A 19,147-nucleotide genomic window follows, 5' to 3' on the forward strand; every position below is an offset into this window, starting at 1 on the left:
GTTTCGGCCGGTGAATGGGTCAGGTCGAGCCGACCGGATCGACGATCAGGACCCGGTCGGGGTCGATCGCCGCGATCGCGTCCTCACGGTCCAGCACCTTGCCCTGCGCGTAGGCCGCGTCGTAGCCGGACCCGAGGTCCGCGCGCAGGCGCTCCGTCAGCCGCGCGACCATCGGATCGAACGGGTCGTCGCCGCCGCGCAGCCGGGCAGCGGCGCCCAGCGCCCGGCTCGCGACCGCCGGCGCGCCCTGGGCCGCAACGACCCAGGCCACCGCCACGCCGACAGTGGCGATGACCGGCATGTCCTGCGTGGTCAGGGCCATGGGAAAGCCGACGCGCAGGTCGGCGACGGCCTCGTCGATCTCGCCGACGTGCACGGCGACGATCGCGGTACTCCCGCAGACGACCGCCATGGCATGTCCCTCCCGCAATTCTTGGACGCGGTGCTCCCGGTCCGCCCGCAACCGGGCGGCCAGGTCCGCCGCCCCGGCCAGGTCGCCGGCGAGCAGCTTGACCATCGCCGCCATGCCGGAGACGAACAGCTCGCGGTCGAACCCCCCGGTCCGGGGCGGCATCAGGTCACGAACGTCGTCGATCATCGCCGAGGCCCGGGCCAGCTCGCCGGCCCGCATCAGCAGCGCGGCCATCCGCACCCGGACCATCGCCTCGTCCTGCGCCGAGCCCAGTTCGCCGGCCAGGGCGAGGGCCCGCTCGTAGTCGGCGATCCCGCCCGCGACGTCGCCGTCCATCGCCCGCAGATTCCCTCGGGTGGTCAGTATCGAGGACAGGCCCCAGCGATCCCCGATGCTGGCGAAACCGGCCAACGCCTGGTCGATCTCGACGCGCAGGTCGGGCAGCCGGCCGTCGTTCTCGGCGAACAGGGCCCGGCCCATGGCCAGCGCCGACCGCGACCATTCGTCGGCCGTCGCCCACTCGGCGCCCATGGCCCGGTCGGCGGTCTCCGGGTCGTTGCCGAACAGCGCCAGGATGGTGGGCATCATCGAGAATCCATTGTTCGGCGGCGCCGAACCGGCGATCATCAGGCGGGCCAGGCGGCGGCTCTCGGCCCGGACGGCAGCCGCCTGCAGATCGCCGTCCGCGTTCTCGAACGAGTTCAGCAGGAACAGCATGGCCGCCGCCCACGGCCGGTGGGGATGGTCCGGGCAGGCGGTCAGCACCAGCGTCAGCGCGGCCATCGACTCCGCGATCGCCCCGGTCATCTGCCAGAACCAGGCCATGTCCATGGCCAGCCCCAGGCTCGCCGCGCGGTCGACCGGGTCGTCCGCCTCGGCCAGATACCGCAGTGCTGCGGCGATGTTGTCCCGTTCGGCGGTCATCGTGGCGATCGCGTCGAGCTGGTCGGCGGTGCGCAGCAGCGGGTCCATCCGGTGCGCGAGGTCGGCGTAGTGCCGCGCGTGCGCGATCCGCACCGCCGCGACCTCACCCCGTTCGGAGAGCCGTTCCACCCCGTACTCGCGGATGGTCTCCAGCATCCGGTACCGGGTGGCCGGCCCATCGACGACGGTCAGCAACGACTTGTCGACCAGCGACAGGACCAGGTCGCCGACGTCATCGGCGGGCAGCCGGGCGTCCGCGCACACCTCGGTGGCCGCGTCCAGGTTTGCGCCGGCCGGGAACACGGCGAGCCGCTCGGCCAGCAGCCGTTCGTCGTCGCGCAGGAGCCCCCAACTCCACTCCACCACCGCCCGCAGGGTGCGGTGCCGCGGCATCGCGGTCCGGCTGCCACCGGTCAGCAACCGGAACCGGTCGGACAGGCGGGTCGCGATCTCTCCGATCGGCATCACCCGCAGCCGCGCGGCGGCCAGTTCGATGGCCAATGGCAACCCGTCGAGTCGCCGGACGATCTCGACGACCTCGTTGACGTTGGCCGGCGACACCTCGAATCCGGAGGCGACCGCCCGGCCGCGTTCGACCAGCAGGCGGACCGCCGGATAGTCCGCGGCGTTGTCCGCGGCGACCCCGACCGGCGGCAGACCCAACGGCGGAACCAGGCATAACGACTCGCCGACGATGCCGAACGGCTCGCGGCTGGTGGCCAGCACCCGCAGTCCGGGGCTGCGGGCGAGCAGGGCGTCGATCAGTTCGGCGACGGGGTTGATGAGATGTTCGCAGTTGTCCACCACCAGCAGGCAGTCGGTGTCGGCGAGGACGTCGAACAGGTAGTCGGTGGAGTCCCGGGCGGTGCGCTCGGTCCGGCGGTCGACGGCCCGGGTATCCAGCAGCCCGAGGGCGCCGATCATCGCCGGGACGATGCCCTTGCGGTCGGTGACCGAGGCCAGTTCGACCAGCCACACCCCGTCCCGCCGGTCGGCCGCGATCATCGCGCCGACCTCCTGGGCCAACCGCGTCTTCCCGGCGCCGCCCGGCCCGACGACCGTGACCAGCCGTCCATCGGCGAGCAGCTCGCCGATCCGGCGCACCTGCTCGTCCCGGCCGATCAGCCGGGTCAGCGGGACCCGAAGGTTGGTGCGACGCCGGTCCGGCCGATTGTTCGTCCCCGGGGTGGCGGGCGCTGCCGGCGGGACGATCTCGCCGCGCAACACGGCCAGGTGCACCGCCTGTTCCTCGGCGCCCGGATCGACACCCAACTCGCCGGCCAGCCGGTCCCGGAGCCGTTCATGGACGGCCAGTGCGTCGGCCTGGCGGCCGGTCAGGGCCAGTGCTCGCATCAGTTGCCCGGCCAGGCGCTCGCGCAGCGGGTGGGCCGCAACGAGCTGCTCCAGGTCGGCGACCACCTCGGCGGCCCTCCCGAGCTGCAACCGGGCCTCGATCAGGTCGATCTGCGCGGCCAGCCGCAGCTCCGACAGGCGAGCCCGGGTGGCAGTGGCGTACGGGCCGTCCGCGGCGTCGACCAGTGGCTCGCCGCGCCACAGCGCCAACGCACCGGCCAGATGCTCCTGGGCATCGGACGGGCGCGCCTGCTGGAGGTCGCGGCGCCCCTCGGCCACGAGTGCGGCGAAGACCGCGAGGTCGACGTCGGCGGCGTCGACGGTGATCCGGTACCCGCCGGGGACCGGTTCGACCCTGGTCGCGTCACCCAGGGCGCGACGGACCCGCGAGACCAACGATTGCAGTGCGTTGGTGGGATCGACGGGCGGCGCCCCCGGCCACACCGCGTCGACCAACTCGGCGATCGACACCGGCGCCGGCGCGTCGGCGGCCAGCCGGGTGACCAGCGCCCGCAGCCGGGTCCCGGTGACGGCGACCGGACGGTCGCCGGCGTGCACCGCAAGCGGCCCGAGGATCCCGATCTGCACCTCACCACTGTCCCAGAGTCGACGCGGCGGCTCGGAGCCGGCAAATACGGCAACGCGGGGCAGTTGCGCCAACCAGGAGAAAAAATCATTCAAAATGGGTGAACTCGTTGCGCTCAGATGTGCACCGACTGGCCCGATTGGTTGACACAATGGTCAGAATGGACGACGAATTCGGCTGGGTGCCTCGGGCCCAGCGCATCGCGGACGATGTCCTGTTTCCAGCGGCCATGGCCGTGGAGCGGGCGGACCAGGTGCCGACCGCCCATCTCGACCTGCTGGCCGACGAGGGCTTCTACGGCGTCGCCGCCCCGCCCGAGTTCGGGGGGGTCGGACCGGCCGGATTCCCGATCGTCGCCGACGTCGTCGCCGCCCTTGCCGGCGGATGCCTGACGACCGCATTCGTCTGGCTTCAGCACCTGGCGCCGTTGATGGCGGTGGCCGGGGTCGCCGGCGAACGGGAGCGGGCGGCGTGGTTGCAGCCCCTTGCCGGCGGCCGGGTTCGGGCCGGCCTGGCGATGGCCCGTCCCGACCTGATCCACGTCCGGCCGGTCCCCGGAGGTTACCGACTCTCCGGCGAATCGCCCTGGGTGACCGGGTGGGGGCTGGTCAACGTCCTGCTCGTCGGCGCCGTCGACGACCGCGGGCTGCTGCACTTCTTCATCGTGGACGCCGCCGGTTCGGGCAGCCTGGTCGCGCACGACTCCCACCTGCTCGCGGTGCAGGCCAGCCGCACCGTCTCGCTGCGGTTCGCCGACCACTTCGTGCCGGGCGACCGGCTGGGTCACACCCAACCACTCGACACGTTCGTCGCGTCCCAGGTCGCCGGCACGGTGATGAACGGGTTCCTTGCGCTCGGCGTGGCCGGACGGTGCGCCCGGCTGCTCGGCGACCCCTCCGACCTCGAGGCGACGAGGTGCCCGATGCCCGGGCCACCTCCAGCCTGCTCGCCGCGCGGGCCGCGGCCCGGCTGGTGGTGCACACCGGCAGCCGCTCGGTGCTGGCCGACCAGCACGCCGGCCGGCTCTACCGGGAGTCCGGCTTCCTCCTCGTCTTCGGGCTGCGCCCGGCGATCAAGGACGCGATGCTCCAACGTCTGGCGGTGCCGGCGACGGCGACGGTATAGCCCCAGCCGGGTCCCTGCGGAGCGCTCAGGCCGCCCGTTGCTGCAGGTCGGCCAGGTGTCGGGGCGCCGCCGGCCGCTCCCGGCCCACCTCCTTGGGGCGGTACAGGCGGGCGATCACCTCGCGGAACTCACCCAGTCCGAGCGGTCGGCGCGAAAAGAGGAAGCGCACCGGGCAGGACGTGCCGATGAGGTCCTCCTCCACGACGACGACAGGCCCCGGCAGGCCGGGGTGGACCCCACTGTCGATCGCCCCGGCTTGCGCGAGGAAGTCGCTTCCGCGCGACCGGTGTTCGGCCGGCAGCCAGGTGAATGGTCGCACCGACAGCAGGCGATCGTGCACACGTCCGACCTCGGGCGTCCGGTCGGTGTGTTCGACCACGCCGGCCGGCAGGACGAGCCGGCGGTGCCCGGGTACCGCGACCGGTCGGTCGAATCCTTCGAAGACGACCAGCGTGCGCCCGCAGCTGCGGACCCACAGCCGCAGTTCGGACCCTGCGCCGACATCGGGCCACAGCCGCAGGACAATGGGATCCCGTTGATCCCGTTGATCCCGGCAGCGCGGCGGCGTCGTCGACAATCCCGTCGGAGTTGCCCATCGCAACCGACGAGTGCCTTCGAAGACGACCGCCACATCGTCGACCTTGATCATCGTCACCGCGTCACATCCGCCTCGATCAGCGTGCGGCGAGGCGCCAGCCCGAGCGCGCGCAGCAAGGTGTCCCGCGCGTCCGGCAGGGGGGCCAGCCCCAATGCGCCCAGTTCGCTGAGCGCGGTCACGAACCGGTCGCCGAGCGAACTCTCCAACGGGCGGCATTGCAGCACTCGCTCAGCCAGCCGGTCGGGATCGAACCCGGCATCGGGCCGGCTTGCGCGCGCGATCGCGTGTCCCTGACCCCGAAGCAGCCGGATGGCGCTGCCCAGAGTCAGTGCCTGCTCGCCGGCGGTCAACCAGAATTCGCCCGAGGACACCCCATGGTCGATCAGCCGAACGATGGCGTCCGCAACGATATCGACAGGGACCACATCCAGCCGGTGGCCCGCGAACGACCGTTCACGTGATTCCGCCGGTTCGAGGAGGGCGGACAGCATCCGGACGGTGTCGTCGGGGGCTCCGGATCGGTCTTCCGACGGTTCGATCGCTCCGGTCACCAGCGAGGTCCGGATGACCACGTGCCGCACACCGCTGTCCGCCAACAGCTGGTTCTCGGTCACCGGGCTCGGCGGTCCGAGTGGTCCGGTGACCGGGTCGTCGGGGAAGGCAGTGCTGACATACACAAGTCCGGCGTCGGCCCGCCGGGCGAAGTCGATGACCTCGCGCAAAGCGTCGTGTCCCTGCCCCGCCGGTGTGCCGGCCGGCCGCCGCGCGATGTGCACGACGACGTCCACCAGGCTGACCGCGGCCCGATAATCCACCGGGGCAGCGCCGAACTCCGGGGCATCAGCGCGGCACCCGATCGTATGGTCGGGCGCCGCCGCCGGTTGATGGTCATCACCCAGTCCGATCGTGACCAGGCGCCGGCGGCCCGGCGCCCGGCGGAGCCGTGCGATCAAGGCTTCGCCGACCACGTCGGCGGGCTCGGTGATCAAGACGGTGCGAACGTGGTGTCTGCCGTAAGTCACGGTTGGCGCCCCCTCGTTGATGGTTCTCGTTGTGGAGAATCGGTTGTGGTGCAGATCGGGACGGGGCCCGATTGATACCTCACTCACCCATTCCGTCTTCGAACGGGTGAATTTCGAGGCCGTCACGGAAAGGGACGTATCACCCGGGAGGGCCGACAGATCTGCGTCGGTAGTCATCGAACCGGGGGGAACCACATGAATCGAACGCTGATCGTCGCGCGCATCCGGCCCGGCGCCCAGGAGCATGTCGCGGAGATATTCGCCCAGTCGGATGCCACCTCGCTTCCGCACGAGATCGGCGTATCCACAAGGTCTCTCTACACTCTGAACGACGTCTACATTCACGTCGTCGAGATGCGCCAGGACGCGGAGCAGGCCCTTCGAGGGGCAAGGTCGCTGCCCGCATTCCGTCGCATCAGCGCCGACCTGGATCCCTACATCAGGCCGTACGACCCCGCATCCTGGCGCTCCCCCCAGGATGCGATCGCCCACGAATTCTATTCATGGACCGCTGAATAACACCTCGAGGAAGAACCCTCACTATTTTCGGATCGCCGAGATCCGGCCACCCTCGCCCGCCCGAAGGAAGGAATGTCCGTGCCATTCACCATGTCTGACCTCATGGATCTGCTGAGCCAGAAGGCCGGCCTGCCGGCCCATCAGCGCACCGATCGTCGGGAGCTGCTGTTCATCGACCTCGACCTCGACTCGCTGGCCTTCCTGCAATTGCAGGGCGAGCTCAAGCGCCGGTTCGGAGTGGAACTCCCCGACGACCGGGCCCAGAGCTACACGTTGGGCGAGATCGTCGACGCCGTCGACTCCACCGCGACGGCCGCCTGATGAGCCGCACCGACAATGCGGTCGTCATCGCCGCGGACCTGGCCGACGTGTGGGAACTGACCAACGATCTGGGCCGCTGGCCGACGCTGTTCACCGAGTACGCCTCCGTCGACATCCTGGAACAGGACGGTGCGACCTTCCGGTTCCGGCTCACCATGCACCCCGACGAGAACGGAAACACCTGGTCGTGGGTCTCCGAGCGAACGCTGGACGCGGAGCGCCGGACAGTCACCGCCCGGCGCATAGAGCCGGGATGGTTCGAGCGCATGGACATCACCTGGACCTACGAACCGGTCGACGGCGGGACCCTGATGCGTTGGATCCAGGAATTCGCGATGCGTGCGGACTCCCCGGTGGACGACGCCGCCATGACCGATCGGATCAACCGCAACACGTCGGTTCAGCAGGCCCACATCAGGGACGAGGTGGAGCGGCTCGCCGGCGACCGCCTCTATGGGCGCCACGCCCGTCCGGCCGGCTGAGAGAGGAACACCGACATGACCACCGCACTGAGCCGTATCGTTCGAGCGGCCGATCTTCCCGCCAACCGGCGTCGCGGCGGCGACATCCGCACGGTGTTGTCGCCGGCCACCGTCGGCTCGACCTCCGGCTTCATGGGCACCGTGACCATCGGTCCCGGCGAGGTCGTCACCGAGCATTACCACCCTTACTCGGAGGAGTTCCTCTACCTGGTGAGTGGGCGGATCACGGTCCGGCTCGACGGGCAGGAGTCCGAGCTGGCCGGCGGGTCCGGACTATTCATCCCGATCGGAGTACGCCACCGGCTGCGCAACGACGGGCCGGAGGTCGCCGTCGGCGTTTTCCATCTGAGCCCGCTGGCGCCGCGACCAGATCTCGGACACGTGGACACCGAATCGCTGCCGGATGAGCCCGCGGCCGGCCCGGGATCGGCCCCGTGAGGCGCACCGCGATCACCGGAATCGGCGTCGTCGCCCCGGGAGGACAAGGACGCGAGGCATTTTGGGAGCGGCTCACCGAGGGCCGTACGGCCACCCGCCGGATCTCGATGTTCGATCCGAGCCGGTTCCGCTCGCAGGTCGCGGCCGAATGCGACTTCGACCCGATCGCGTCCGGGCTGACCCGCCAACAGGTGCATCGCAACGATCGCTTCATCCAGTTCGCTCTGGTCGCGGCCCGCGAGGCGGTGGCCGACAGCGGGCTGGCCATGGACGGCGACGATCGGGGCCGGGTAGGTGTCTGCGTCGGCAGCGCCGTCGGCGCGACCATGCGCCTGGAGGACGAGTTCGTGAACGTGTCGGACGGCGGCCGGAACTGGTTGGTGGACCCGACCTATGCGTCGTCATTCCTGGCCCACGCCCTGGTGCCCAGCTCGGCGGCGACGGAGGTGGCCCGCCAGTTCGGCGCCCACGGTCCGGCCACCGTCGTGTCCACCGGTTGCACGTCCGGGATCGACGCCGTCGGCTACGGTCATCAGCTGATCCAGGACGGCGAAGCGGACGTGGTGATCGCCGGTGCGTCCGATGCACCGATCTCGCCGATCTCGGTTGCCTGCTTCGATGCGATCCGCGCCACCACCGCGCGCAACGACTGCCCCGAAAGTGCCTCGCGCCCGTTCGATCTCACCCGCGACGGGTTCGTGCTGGGAGAGGGGGCAGCGGTCCTGGTGCTCGAGGAGTTCGAAGCGGCGGTTCGGCGGGGTGCACATATCTACGCGGAGGTGTGCGGTTACGCGTCGCGCTGCAATGCCTTCCACATGACCGGGCTGCGTCCCGACGGGGTCGAGATGTCGCAGGCGATCGACGCCGCGCTGGGCCAGGCGCGCCTGCACCCGACGGCGGTGGGATACGTCAATGCCCACGGCTCGGGCACCCGGCAGAATGACCGGCACGAGACCGCGGCGTTCAAAAGGAGTCTCGGACACCATGCCTACGACGTGCCGATCAGTTCGATCAAGTCCATGGTCGGCCACTCGCTCGGTGCCATCGGCGCGATCGAGATTGCCGCCTGCGCGCTGAGCATCGAGCACGACGTCGTTCCACCGACCGCGAACTACGAGCAGCCCGATCCGGAATGCGATCTGGACTACGTCCCCAAGGTCGCGCGCGAAGCCACGGTGAACACGGTTCTGTCGGTCGGGAGCGGATTCGGTGGATTCCAGTCGGCCATCGTCCTGCACAACGGAGGGAAACGATGACGCGAGCGGTCATCACCGGGATCGGGGTCGTCGCACCGAGCGGGATCGGGTTCGAGGACCACTGGGCGGCCACGATTGCCGGCCGGCAGTGCGTGACGCCCATCAAGCTGTTCGACGCCAGCGGCTACCGCACCACCCTGGCCGGTCAGGTGGACGACTTCGTCGCCGCCGACTACATCGACGACCGAATCCTCGTCCAGACCGATCGGTGGACGCATTTCGCCCTGGCGGCGACCGGCCTGGCCCTCGCCGATGGGCGGTTCGATCCGGCCGAACCCGGCCGCGACCCTTACGGAACCGCAGTGGTGTTCGCTGCCGGCTCGGGCGGAAACGAGTTCGGTCAGCGGGAGATCTCCGCCCTGTGGACTCAGGGCCCCGAGGCGGTGAGTGCCTACCAATCGATCGCCTGGTTCTATGCGGCGAGCACCGGACAGGCGTCGATCCGGCACCGCACCAAGGGACCGTCCGGCGTGCTCGTCGCCGAGGCTGCCGGTGGTCTGGACAGCCTGGCCCAGGCGCGGCGAATCATTCGGCGGGGCACCGGTGCGGTGCTCGCCGGCGCCACCGAGGCCGGGCTCACCCCGTACGCGTTGACCTGCCAGATGACCTCGGGCCGGCTCTCCGCCGAACACGAACCCGACCGGGCCTACAAGCCCTTCGACGCGGCCGCGACAGGCTACGTGCCCGGCGAGGGCGGCGCGATCCTGCTGGTGGAGGACGCCGGGCGGGCCGCGGACCGTCAAGCACCACAGGTGTACGGCGAGATCGTCGGATACGGCGCCACGCACGACGCGCACGATCACCGGGCGGCACCCCCGGACGCCCGATTCTTCGCCGCAGCGATGCGCCGGGCCCTCGACGACGCCGGTCTGGGGCCGGAGGACATCGACGTCGTCATTGCCGACGGGGCCGGCGATCCGGAGCTCGACCGGCTCGAGGCGTCGGCCCTGACCGACGTGTTCGGGAAGCGCGCCGTTCCGGTGCCGGTGACTGCGCCGCAAGGCTGGATCGGTCGGCTGTCCGCCGGAGGTTCGGCCCTGGCGGTGGTGAACGCCGTGCTGTCCATCCGCACCGGAGTGATCCCCGCCGTGGGCAACCTGGACACTCCCTTCTCCGGGTGCGACCTCGATCTGGTCAGGCGACACCGCCGGGCCGCGGTCGACACCGCGATGGTCAACGCACGGGGAATCGGCGGATTCAACAGCTCAATGATCATCCGGCGTGTTCGACCCGAAACCGACCGACCAGCCACCCTTTCCAACCACCTCGAGGAGGTCTGACCGCATGACCGTGATCAACCTGGCGGCGGTGACGCTGCCGACGACCGATGGCGCCACCCTGTCTTTCGCAGAGTCGGGGCGTCGAACGATCCTGCTGCTGGCGAATCAGAAGTCCGGACCGGCGGCCCGGACGGTCGCCGCCCGCATCCTGGAGGATCCAGCGCTGGCCGGCATTCCATTGGTGCAGGTCGCGCACCTGGTCGGGGTTCCGCGGCTGGTCCGCAGACTCGCCGAACGGGAGATCCGCAACGGGCTGGCCGGCCAACGCAAGCAGTTGCAGGCCCGGCTCGCCGCGGCGGGACTGCCGGACGACAGCGCGTCGCGACTGCGTCTCGGCCTGGACTGGGAAGGTCGGGTCACCACCCCCCTCGGTTACTCCGCGGCCGACGAGGCGCCGGCCCTGGGGATCGTCGACGAACGTGGCTGTGCCGCTGTCGTCGGCTCCCCGGAGGCGATGGGCCGGCTGCGGGAGTTGGCCACCCGGCCCGCCGAGCTTCCGAACTGAACGGCCGCCGACAGACGCTGGAGGAGAGAAATGCTGACCGCAATATTGCTGTTCGTGAGCGTCGTCCTGGTCGGACTGACCGCAGGTGGGCTCGCATTCATGGGCTTTGCCGTTGCCACTGCGACACCGAAGCTGTCGTCGGGCACCTTCGTCCGCGTGCACCAGGCGTTGTACCGCAAGGCCGACCCGCTGATGCCCATCGTGGTCTGTGCGTCGCTGATCGCCACGGTGCCACTCGGCGTGGCGATGGTGGTTCAGGACACGACGGTCTCGCCGGCCTGGGTCGCCCTGGTGGCCCTCGGCTTCGTGATCGTCATCGTCATCACCCGAATCGGCAACAAGCCCATCAACAAGATCATCGCTCGCTGGGACGCCACCAGCCCGCCGGCTGACTGGGCGGCCGAGCGGGACCGGTTCAATCGCTTTCACGCCTGGCGCACGGTGGCGGCCTTGGTGAGCTTCGTGGTCGTGGTCGTGGTCGGCGTGGTGGTGACCGAACCAGCTGTGATCGGCCCGTCGTGGCTGGGTCTGTCGGTGCTCGTGTCCGGTCTGAACGCCGGAGGCCTGGCGTTCATGTACGCGGTCGTCGGCCGGGCGACGTTGACTGTCGGCGGCTCCACCTACGTCGAGGCGCATCAGCGCATCGCCCTCATGGCCACGCGGTACATGACCGGCATCACGTTGCTGACCGTCCTGATGTCGGCCGGCTACCTGTTCATCCTGTGGCCGACCGGGCCGCTGTGGGCCGTTGTGCACGCCGGCCTTGCCGTGCTGGCCGCCCTGACGGTGATCGTCGTCTCCGTCGGCTTCAGCGTTCCGATGAACCGGCGCATCGCCCGGTGGGACGCTGCGGATCCGCCGGTCGAATGGGACCAGGTGCGCGACCGCTGGATGCGGGTGCACACCGTTCGGACCACCGCGGCGGTGGTGGCCTTCCTGCTGCTGGCGAGTTGTCTGTTGACGGTGTCATGAGGTCGACGATCCGAGCTATCGCGCAATCCATCCAAGGGGTCCACGAGTGTCGTCGGAAGGCAAGTGATGAGCGGGACTGAGTCGAGCACGGACGGCCTGTTGGTTCAATCAACCTTGGTCGAGCACGGTGGCCTGACGCCGGACGACCCTGGCTATCGTGGCCAGGCGGACTACACACCGGGATTCCTGGCGCACGTCTACGATCGTCTGGTCCTGAAGATCGTGAACCGTGCGGTGTGGCGGATGCCGACCGCATCGATCCAACGCCTGTACGACACGCACGTGGGCGCTAGACATCTGGACGTCGGACCGGCCACCGGTTACCTGCTCGATCACTGTCGATTCCCCACCGGCGCACCCGAGATCACACTTCTGGACGTCAATCGGAACGTGCTGGACGCGGCATCCACCCGGATCGCGCGGTATCGACCGAGGCGGTGCCAGGCCGATCTGCTTCAGCCGCTGGATGTCGACCTGGGCACCTTCGATTCGATCGGGATGACCCACGTCCTGCATTGCCTGCCGGGCGAGATGGCCGACAAGGTTATCGTCGTTCAACGGCTGCGAGAGTTCCTGCGCCCGGGCGGATCCCTTTTCGGTACGACGATCCTGGGCAAGGGCGTGCGGCACACGCCGTGGTCGAAGGCGCTGTTGTGGTTCCTCAACCGCAAGGGCGTGATGGGGAATCGCAACGACGACGCCGGGCCGCTCGAGGAGATGCTTGCCGCCAGCTTCGACCGATACTCGCTCACCGTCTGCGGCACGATCGCCGTCTTCGTCGGCTATGCCTGAACCAATCGACGGGGTCGCACCCACCCGAGGAGGGCCGACGAGTCGACGCGCGATCATTGTCGGCGGCGGCATCGGTGGGCTCACCGCCGCGCTCGCCCTGCGGGCCGCCGGCATCGAGGCTCCCGTTTTCGAACGCGATCCCGCCGACTCCGCGCGGGTGACGGCCGGCACCGGGATCACCGTGTGGTCGAACGCCACCCGGGTGCTCGAGGAGTTGGGATTGCTCGACCGGGTACTCGCCGCCGGTTCTCCGCTGGAGTCCTTCGAGAACCGGACCGCCCGCGGGCGCGTGATCGCCCGGTGGCCGATCGGGGACATGGGTCGACGGATCGGTGCTCCCAGCATCAGCATCCGCCGATCCGAGCTCCATCGTGTGCTGCGCGAGAAGGTCGGCGGTGAGCTGAACTTCGGCTCGGAGTACCTGGGGATGGAGGAATCCGAGGGCGCGGTGACCGCCCGCTTCGCGGATGGCCGGCGGGTGTCCGGCGACGTTCTGGTCGGCGCGGACGGCCTGCGCTCCCGAGTCCGGGATGCCGTGCTGCCGTCCGCGGAGCCACGCTTCGCCGGATACGTCGTGTACCGCGGCATCGTCTCCCCCGGTCCCCCCGTGCCGCCGCACATCTTCGTGCAGATGTGGGGCAGAGGAGCCCGTTTCGGCTACTACCGGGTCGCTCCGGACCAGGCATACTGGTTCGCGGTCGTGAATGAACTGGGCGACGGGAGAACTCGTTCCGGCGTATCGAAGTCGGCGCTCCTGGACACCTTCGGGCGATGGGCGGGCCCGGTCGCCGGCCTCATCGAGGCCTCGGCAGAAGACTCGATCGTCCGCTCGAGCATCTACGATCGTGACCCGGTCCGGCCGTGGTCGGCCGGACGGGCGACGCTCCTGGGTGACGCCGTCCATCCGATGACCTTCAACGTCGGACAGGGCGCCTGCCAGGCCATCGAGGACGCGGCCGTGCTGGCCCGAAGCCTGCGCTCGGACGCCGATCCGGTGAGTGCGCTGAAGCAGTACGAGGCGCAACGTCATTCCCGCACCAGCGGCCTGACGATGCGGGCCCGACGGATCGGCAACCTGGGACGGATCCAGGCAGCCACGGCCTGCGCGGTCCGGGACGCATTGCTGCGCCCGGTACTCGGTGGTCCCGCCCGGCGCCAGCAGGAGCTCGCCCTGGCCGGCGGGGCACGGTTGTACGACGGCTGAGCCACATCCGGTCGGTCGCCGGCCGTCAGGATCGAACGCTCCGGATTTCTCGTCAGAACTCTTATGTCGCAGGGGGGACCATGCGGAAGTGGACGCCGCTGATGGCGGTGTGTCTGGGCACACTGATGCTGCTGGTGGACATCACGATCGTCAACGTCGCGTTGCCGGACATCTCCAGCGATCTGGGGGCGAGTTTCTCGGATCTGCAATGGGTGATCGACATCTATGCGCTGGTCCTGGCGACGTTGTTGCTCGCCACCGGTTCACTGGCGGACGCCTGGGGACGGCGCCGCGTCTACATTGCCGGCCTGGTGATCTTCGCGGTGTCGTCGATGGCCTGCGGGCTGGCTCAGAACGCCCTGGAACTGGTCATCGCCCGCGGGGTCCAGGGAGCCGGCGGGGCCGCCATGTTCGCCACCACGATCGCCCTGCTCAACATGTCCTACCTGGGCAAGGACCGGGGCGTGGCCTATGGCATCTGGGGCGCGGTCAGCGGGGCCGCGGCCGGGCTCGGGGTGGTCCTCGGCGGGGTCCTGGTGGAGTTCGTCTCCTGGCGCTGGATCTTCTTCGTCAATCTGCCGATCACGGTGGCCGCCGTCGTCCTCTCGCTGGTCGCGTTCCGCGCCGAGGAGCCTCGGCAGATCCGTCTCGACTTCGCCGGCATGGTGACCTTCATCGTCGCCGCCGGGGCAGTCACCTACGGCATGATCCGCGCCGGCGAGGACGGGTGGGAGGACCTCGGTACCGTCATCGCGCTGGGGCTCGGCGGCGCCGCGTTCCTGCTCTTCGCGCTCATCGAATTCCTGTCCGAGGAACCGCTCATCGATCTGCGCCTGCTACGCCGGCCCAGGTTCCTCGGGGTGAATCTGTCGGCCGCGGCGCTCTCGTTCTCGGCGTTCGGCTACTTCGCCCTGCTGTCGATCTGGTTGCAGACCGTCAACGAAATGACGCCGGTCGAGGCGGGCCTTTCCTTCCTGCCGCTGACCATCACCGCGTTCGTCGTGTCCGGGGTGACCGGCAAGCTCCTCAAGGACACATCACCGACGTGGGTGATCGGTGCCGCTGTCATCCTGATCGGCGTCGGCGCGCTGATGATGCGGATGCTCGGCGTCGCATACACCTGGCAGGCAATGATTCCCGGACAGATCGTCACGGGTGTCGGCGTCGGCCTCGCGTCGCCGCTGATTGCGGCGGCGGCGCTCGGCTCGGTGCCCGCCTCCCGCAGTGGCATGGCATCGGGCCTGGTCAACACCGGCCGACAGCTCGGCCTGGCGTTCGGCGTCGCACTGCTGGGAACCGTCTTCCAGTCGGCGGCCACCACCTCGTTGACCGACGCCGGCGCCCCCCAGGCGGCCCAGACCGCGCAGGGCATTGCGGCGGGTGGCACCGCCCAGATTCTGGCGTCAGTGCCGGCCCAGTCCCGGGGACCGGCCGAGCAGGCCATGCACACCGCCTTCGCCGACGGGCTCGACATGGTCTTCCTTGTTGCCGGCATTGCCGCGCTCGCGGTCGGCATCCTGTTCCTGGTACTGGCCCGCGGCCCGGCCACGCCGGATGTCGCCGACCTGGACATGCCCCCCCGCTACATCGGCCGGCACCGGGCGCCGACCGTGACCGTCGGCCGGCACGGCGGCCGGACCGGCCGTCATACGCAAGCGAGCAGCGAACCGCAGACCGCACTGTCGCGGTCCTGAACACTCACGACCGAAAGGGAAAAATCATGCAGACAGCTCAGGTCAACGGCGTGGATCTCGAGTACGAGATCTCCGGATCAGGCGTGCCGGTCCTCCTGCTGCACGGCGGACTGCTGGCCGACGAGAACCGTCCGCTGGCCAACCAGGCCGGGCTCACCGAGCGTCATCTGGTGGTCAACTACCACCGCCGCGGCTTCGCCGGCAGCACCAGGACGGGCCGTCCGACCAGCATCGAGACCCAGGCGGTCGACGCGATCGCCCTCGTCGAGCATCTGCGGCTCGGGCCGGTGCACCTCGTCGGGCATTCGCTCGGCGGGGCCATCGCCATCGCGGTCTGTCTCGCCCGACCGGACCTTGTCCGGAGTCTGACCCTGCTGGAACCGGCGCTGATGGGCCAGATCGTCAAGGTGGAGGCCGAGCATGACCCGGCGATGGCGGTCTCCCAGGCGGAGTTCCTCAGCGAGTTCGACACGGTGTTGCGGATCGCCGCGACCGGCGACCGGCGGGCCGCGCTGCTGGCGTTTCTCGAGGGCCGGGCGGGCGATTCGGTCCGTGCGGTTCTCGACTTCCTGACCACCACGGGCGAGTTCGAGCAGGCCGTGCTCGACGCGGACACTTTCTTGCAGATCGAGATGCCATCCGCCTTCGCGTGGTCGTTCACCCCGCAGGACGCAGCGCGGATCGATCAGCCGGTGCTGTCGGTGCTGGGCGTGAACAGCCCCGGGCGGGCCGAGCTGGTCCACGAGGTGCTGAGCGATTGGGTCCCGCAGACCGAGCTGCTGGTGCTCGAGCGGGCGGAACACGCGCTTCCGTTGATGGATCCGGCGGGCCTGGCGAAGGACATTGCGGCCTTTCTGTGCCGGGTGGACGGGACCATCGTCGCCGGCGAGCAGGTGGCGTGATGGACGCGGAAGGGCGGGGCCGGGTGGTGTTCGTGATCACCCTCAAGCCGGGGTCCACCGAGCGGTTCATCGAGGCGTACGAGCAGATCCGGCACGAGGTGGCGCGTGGCGTGACGGGCCACCTGATCGACCAGGTCTGCCAGTCCCCGGACCATCCGGACGAATGGCTGATCACCAGTGAATGGCGCACCATCGACGACTTCCGCGCCTGGGAACGCAGTCCGGACCACCGGACGGTGGCGGCCCCGCTTCGTGCGTGCATCGCGACCGCGCGGTCGCTGCAGTACGTCGTCCGGGCCGAGACCACGGCACGTTCGGGGACTTGACCATGCGGGCACTGGCCGATCTCGCCGTCCGCCGGCGTCGCTGGATCTACGTGTTCTGGGGGATCATGCTGGTCGTTGGCGGACTGCTCGCCGGCAAGGCCACCGACTCCCTGACCTACGACTTCTCGCTGCCCGACCAGCCGGGGTACGAGACCGACGTCAAGATCAACGAGATCTACGGCAACGGCGGCACCGTGCCGCCGTTGATCGCGGTGGTCACCGTGCCCGAGGGGACCACGGTCGACGAGCACCTCGACGAGATCGACCGGTTGTTCACCGGGCTACAGAATGCGGTTCCCGGGATTCGCGTGGTCGACTACGGCCTGACCAAGGACCCGACCTTCGTGTCCGGCGACGGCCGGAGTGCGCACGCACTCGTCTTCACACCATCGCCCGCGGGCCTTGGACCCGGCGTTGAACGTCAGGTCGCGCCGGTGCTCGCCCAGCTCGGCCAGCAGGCGGGCTTCGAGGTCGGCCTGACCGGCTACACCATGCTGTCGGCCGGCTCCGCGGCCGATGGCCCGAACGTCCTGGTCGAGACGCTGATCGGGGCGGTCGGCGCGCTGCTGGTGCTGATCTTCGTGTTCGCCTCGTTCCTCGCGCTGGTGCCGTTGCTCATCGCCGGCGTGTCGATCCTGTCCACGTTCCTGGTCGTGCTCTGCCTGACCACATTCACCGAGGTCAGCTTCGTCGTCCAGTTCCTCATCTCGCTGGTGGGCCTGGGCGTGGCGATCGACTACTCGTTGCTGCTGGTGACCAGGTGGCGCGAGGAGCGTGCGCACGGGCACGACAATGCCGAGGCGGTGCGGATCGCCGTCCAGACCGCCGGGCACGCGGTGCTGTCCAGTGGGGTCACGGTCGGCATCAGCCTGATGGCGCTGGTCGCCATCCCGGTGCCGTTCATGCGCAGCATGGGCTTCGCCGGCATGCTGATCCCGCTGATCAGCACGTTGGTCGTGCTCACCCTGCTGCCGGCCCTGCTCGGCGGTGTCGGACCGCGGATCGACTTCCCGCGCATTCGCAACGAGAACCAGGCGTCGCGGTCATGGCTGCGGTGGACGACCGGTGTGGTGCGGCACCGCTGGCTCGCCGCCGCCGGGGCGACGCTCATCCTGGCCCTGCTGACGATCCCGTTGCTGAACATCAAGATCGGTGCCGCGCGTACCGAATCCCTGGCGGTCGGCGGCCCGGCGTACGAGACGTTGCTCGACGTGAAAGCCGGTGGAGCGCCGGCTGGGTCGGTGACACCGATCGAGATTCTGATGGACGGCGGAGATCCCGACGCCGTTGCCGCCGCTGCCCGGCAGGTCGACGGGGTGGCCGCCGCGTTCGCGCCGGACAACGCCATCTGGCGGGTCGGGAACGCGGCGATCGTGACGGTCATTCCCACCGAGGAGACGGTCGACAGCGCGGCTGGCGACATCGTGCAGCGGATCGACGACGCCGTCTCCGGACTCCCCGGCGTGGTCGGCGCGGCGGGCCAGGGCGCAATGGTGCAGGACTACATCAACGCGGTGTACCGGAGCTTTCCGATCGCGCTGGCCCTGATCGTGCTCGCCACCTCGATCCAGCTGATGCGAACGTTCCGTTCGGTCCTGCTGCCCATCAAGGCCGTGCTGCTGAATCTGCTGTCGGTGTGTGCGACATTCGGCGCCGTCGTCCTGTTCTGGCAGTACGGCTACGGATCCGAACACATCTTCGGCATCGACGCCACGGGCGCCATCACCTTCTGGTTGCCGTTGGTGAGTTTCGCCTTCCTGTTCGGTCTTTCGATGGACTACGAGGTCTTCATCCTGGCTCGGATGCGCGAGGAGTGGGACATCCATCACGACAATGACCGTGCCGTCATCGAGGGCATGGGTCGCACCGGACGCCTGGTCACCAGCGCGGCGCTGATCCTGTTCCTGGCGTTCGTGGCGCTGACGTCGGCGCCCGGCACCGACGTCAAGATTTTCGCGACGGCACTCGGCATCGGGATCCTGCTCGATGCCACGGTGGTCCGCGCGCTGCTGGTGCCCGCGCTGGTCTCGCTTTTCGGCCGGTGGAACTGGTGGTTGCCCAATTGGATGGCGACGGTCCTGCGGGTGCAACCTTCCCCGTTGTACGGCCCGTCACCGCTGTACAAGGGACGGCATCGGGCGCCGAAGGTGTCGGCGCGGACCGGACCGGCAGCAGATGCGGCCGGCACCCCACCCGCGTCGGCGACAGCATCCGCAGCGGCCGGGCACCCGTCGGAGATCCCGGTGGACAGCGAATGTGTCGAGCGATCCGGCGGGTCGTGCGAGCCCGGCGCCTGCCGGCTGTCGACGCGGGCCGGCGTGGCCGTCGTCGAGCGGGCCGAGATGGACCCTTCGCGGGAGGACGAACTCGTGTTCAGTGCGGCCGAACCCGCCGGGAGGCACAGCCTCGAGCGCTAGGTCGCGGGGATCAGCAGCG

18 protein-coding genes and 1 pseudogene are annotated in these 19,147 nt (G+C 69.6%); 16 read left to right on the forward strand and 3 right to left on the reverse strand.

Translation table 11 applies throughout. The annotated features are described in order from the left end of the window. Positions 1–19: 19 nt before the first annotated feature. Entirely contained in the window at positions 20–3,277 is a 3,258-nt protein-coding gene (locus ACILSK_RS18225) for a BTAD domain-containing putative transcriptional regulator (protein ID WP_395728601.1), read from the reverse strand. Positions 3,278–3,504: 227 nt separating this feature from the next. Here ACILSK_RS18225 and ACILSK_RS18230 point away from each other — a divergent pair. Both ACILSK_RS18230 and ACILSK_RS18235 read left to right on the forward strand, forming a co-directional pair. Beyond that, positions 3,505–3,711: pseudogene (locus ACILSK_RS18230) on the forward strand (acyl-CoA dehydrogenase family protein); the annotation flags it as partial. Between the two features lie 479 nt (positions 3,712–4,190). Then, a complete protein-coding gene (locus tag ACILSK_RS18235; protein ID WP_395728636.1) occupies positions 4,191–4,400 on the forward strand; it encodes a hypothetical protein in 210 nt (69 codons plus the stop codon). A 25-nt stretch (positions 4,401–4,425) separates the two neighbouring features. Here ACILSK_RS18235 and ACILSK_RS18240 read toward each other — a convergent pair whose 3' ends face one another. Beyond that, complete coding sequence (locus ACILSK_RS18240; protein ID WP_395728637.1) at positions 4,426–5,055, reverse strand: hypothetical protein; 630 nt, start codon at positions 5,053–5,055, stop codon at positions 4,426–4,428. Continuing rightward, positions 5,052–6,266, reverse strand: a complete 1,215-nt coding sequence (locus tag ACILSK_RS18245) for a hypothetical protein (RefSeq protein WP_395728602.1) — start codon at positions 6,264–6,266, stop codon at positions 5,052–5,054. Before ACILSK_RS18245 ends, ACILSK_RS18240 begins: the two co-directional genes overlap by 4 nt. On the opposite strand from ACILSK_RS18245, the gene ACILSK_RS18250 reads away from it, so the two are divergent. The 14 genes from ACILSK_RS18250 (at position 6,216) to ACILSK_RS18315 (ending at position 19,128) form a co-directional block, all read left to right on the forward strand. Next, a complete protein-coding gene (locus tag ACILSK_RS18250; protein WP_395728603.1) occupies positions 6,216–6,539 on the forward strand; it encodes a TcmI family type II polyketide cyclase in 324 nt (107 codons plus the stop codon). The two genes, ACILSK_RS18245 and ACILSK_RS18250, sit on opposite strands and share 51 nt — an antisense overlap. Positions 6,540–6,641: 102 nt before the next feature. Then, positions 6,642–6,860: an acyl carrier protein gene (locus ACILSK_RS18255; RefSeq protein WP_395728604.1), complete on the forward strand. Its 219-nt coding sequence runs from the start codon at positions 6,642–6,644 to the stop codon at positions 6,858–6,860. After that, positions 6,857–7,342 carry an SRPBCC family protein gene (locus ACILSK_RS18260; protein ID WP_395728634.1) on the forward strand — a complete coding sequence of 162 codons (486 nt, stop codon included), beginning with the start codon at positions 6,857–6,859 and terminating at the stop codon, positions 7,340–7,342. The genes ACILSK_RS18255 and ACILSK_RS18260 overlap by 4 nt, the downstream gene beginning before the upstream one ends. A 15-nt stretch (positions 7,343–7,357) precedes the next feature. Next, positions 7,358–7,780 carry a cupin domain-containing protein gene (locus tag ACILSK_RS18265; protein WP_395728605.1) on the forward strand — a complete coding sequence of 141 codons (423 nt, stop codon included), beginning with the start codon at positions 7,358–7,360 and terminating at the stop codon, positions 7,778–7,780. Continuing rightward, the gene (locus tag ACILSK_RS18270; RefSeq protein ID WP_395728606.1) at positions 7,777–9,036 is read left to right on the forward strand and encodes a beta-ketoacyl-[acyl-carrier-protein] synthase family protein; all 1,260 of its coding nucleotides are present in this window, start codon (positions 7,777–7,779) and stop codon (positions 9,034–9,036) included. The genes ACILSK_RS18265 and ACILSK_RS18270 overlap by 4 nt, the downstream gene beginning before the upstream one ends. Next, entirely contained in the window at positions 9,033–10,316 is a 1,284-nt protein-coding gene (locus tag ACILSK_RS18275; RefSeq protein WP_395728607.1) for a beta-ketoacyl synthase N-terminal-like domain-containing protein, read from the forward strand. Before ACILSK_RS18270 ends, ACILSK_RS18275 begins: the two co-directional genes overlap by 4 nt. A gap of 4 nt (positions 10,317–10,320) precedes the next feature. Beyond that, complete coding sequence (locus tag ACILSK_RS18280; protein ID WP_395728608.1) at positions 10,321–10,821, forward strand: hypothetical protein; 501 nt, start codon at positions 10,321–10,323, stop codon at positions 10,819–10,821. A gap of 30 nt (positions 10,822–10,851) precedes the next feature. Next, complete coding sequence (locus ACILSK_RS18285) at positions 10,852–11,793, forward strand: anthrone oxygenase family protein (protein ID WP_395728609.1); 942 nt, start codon at positions 10,852–10,854, stop codon at positions 11,791–11,793. Positions 11,794–11,907: 114 nt separating this feature from the next. Continuing rightward, complete coding sequence (locus ACILSK_RS18290; protein WP_395728610.1) at positions 11,908–12,585, forward strand: class I SAM-dependent methyltransferase; 678 nt, start codon at positions 11,908–11,910, stop codon at positions 12,583–12,585. Further along, on the forward strand, positions 12,578–13,789 hold the full coding sequence (locus tag ACILSK_RS18295) for an FAD-dependent monooxygenase (protein WP_395728611.1): 1,212 nt from the start codon (positions 12,578–12,580) through the stop codon (positions 13,787–13,789). Before ACILSK_RS18290 ends, ACILSK_RS18295 begins: the two co-directional genes overlap by 8 nt. Positions 13,790–13,869: 80 nt before the next feature. Further along, positions 13,870–15,483: an MFS transporter gene (locus ACILSK_RS18300; protein ID WP_395728612.1), complete on the forward strand. Its 1,614-nt coding sequence runs from the start codon at positions 13,870–13,872 to the stop codon at positions 15,481–15,483. A gap of 26 nt (positions 15,484–15,509) precedes the next feature. Next, entirely contained in the window at positions 15,510–16,385 is an 876-nt protein-coding gene (locus tag ACILSK_RS18305) for an alpha/beta fold hydrolase (protein WP_395728613.1), read from the forward strand. After that, positions 16,385–16,711, forward strand: a complete 327-nt coding sequence (locus ACILSK_RS18310; protein ID WP_395728614.1) for an antibiotic biosynthesis monooxygenase family protein — start codon at positions 16,385–16,387, stop codon at positions 16,709–16,711. Before ACILSK_RS18305 ends, ACILSK_RS18310 begins: the two co-directional genes overlap by 1 nt. Positions 16,712–16,713: 2 nt before the next feature. Next, complete coding sequence (locus tag ACILSK_RS18315) at positions 16,714–19,128, forward strand: MMPL family transporter (RefSeq protein WP_395728635.1); 2,415 nt, start codon at positions 16,714–16,716, stop codon at positions 19,126–19,128. The last annotated feature ends 19 nt before the right edge of the window (positions 19,129–19,147 follow it).

The organism is Nakamurella sp. (genome assembly GCF_044224575.1).
Taxonomy (GTDB): domain Bacteria; phylum Actinomycetota; class Actinomycetes; order Mycobacteriales; family Nakamurellaceae; genus Nakamurella.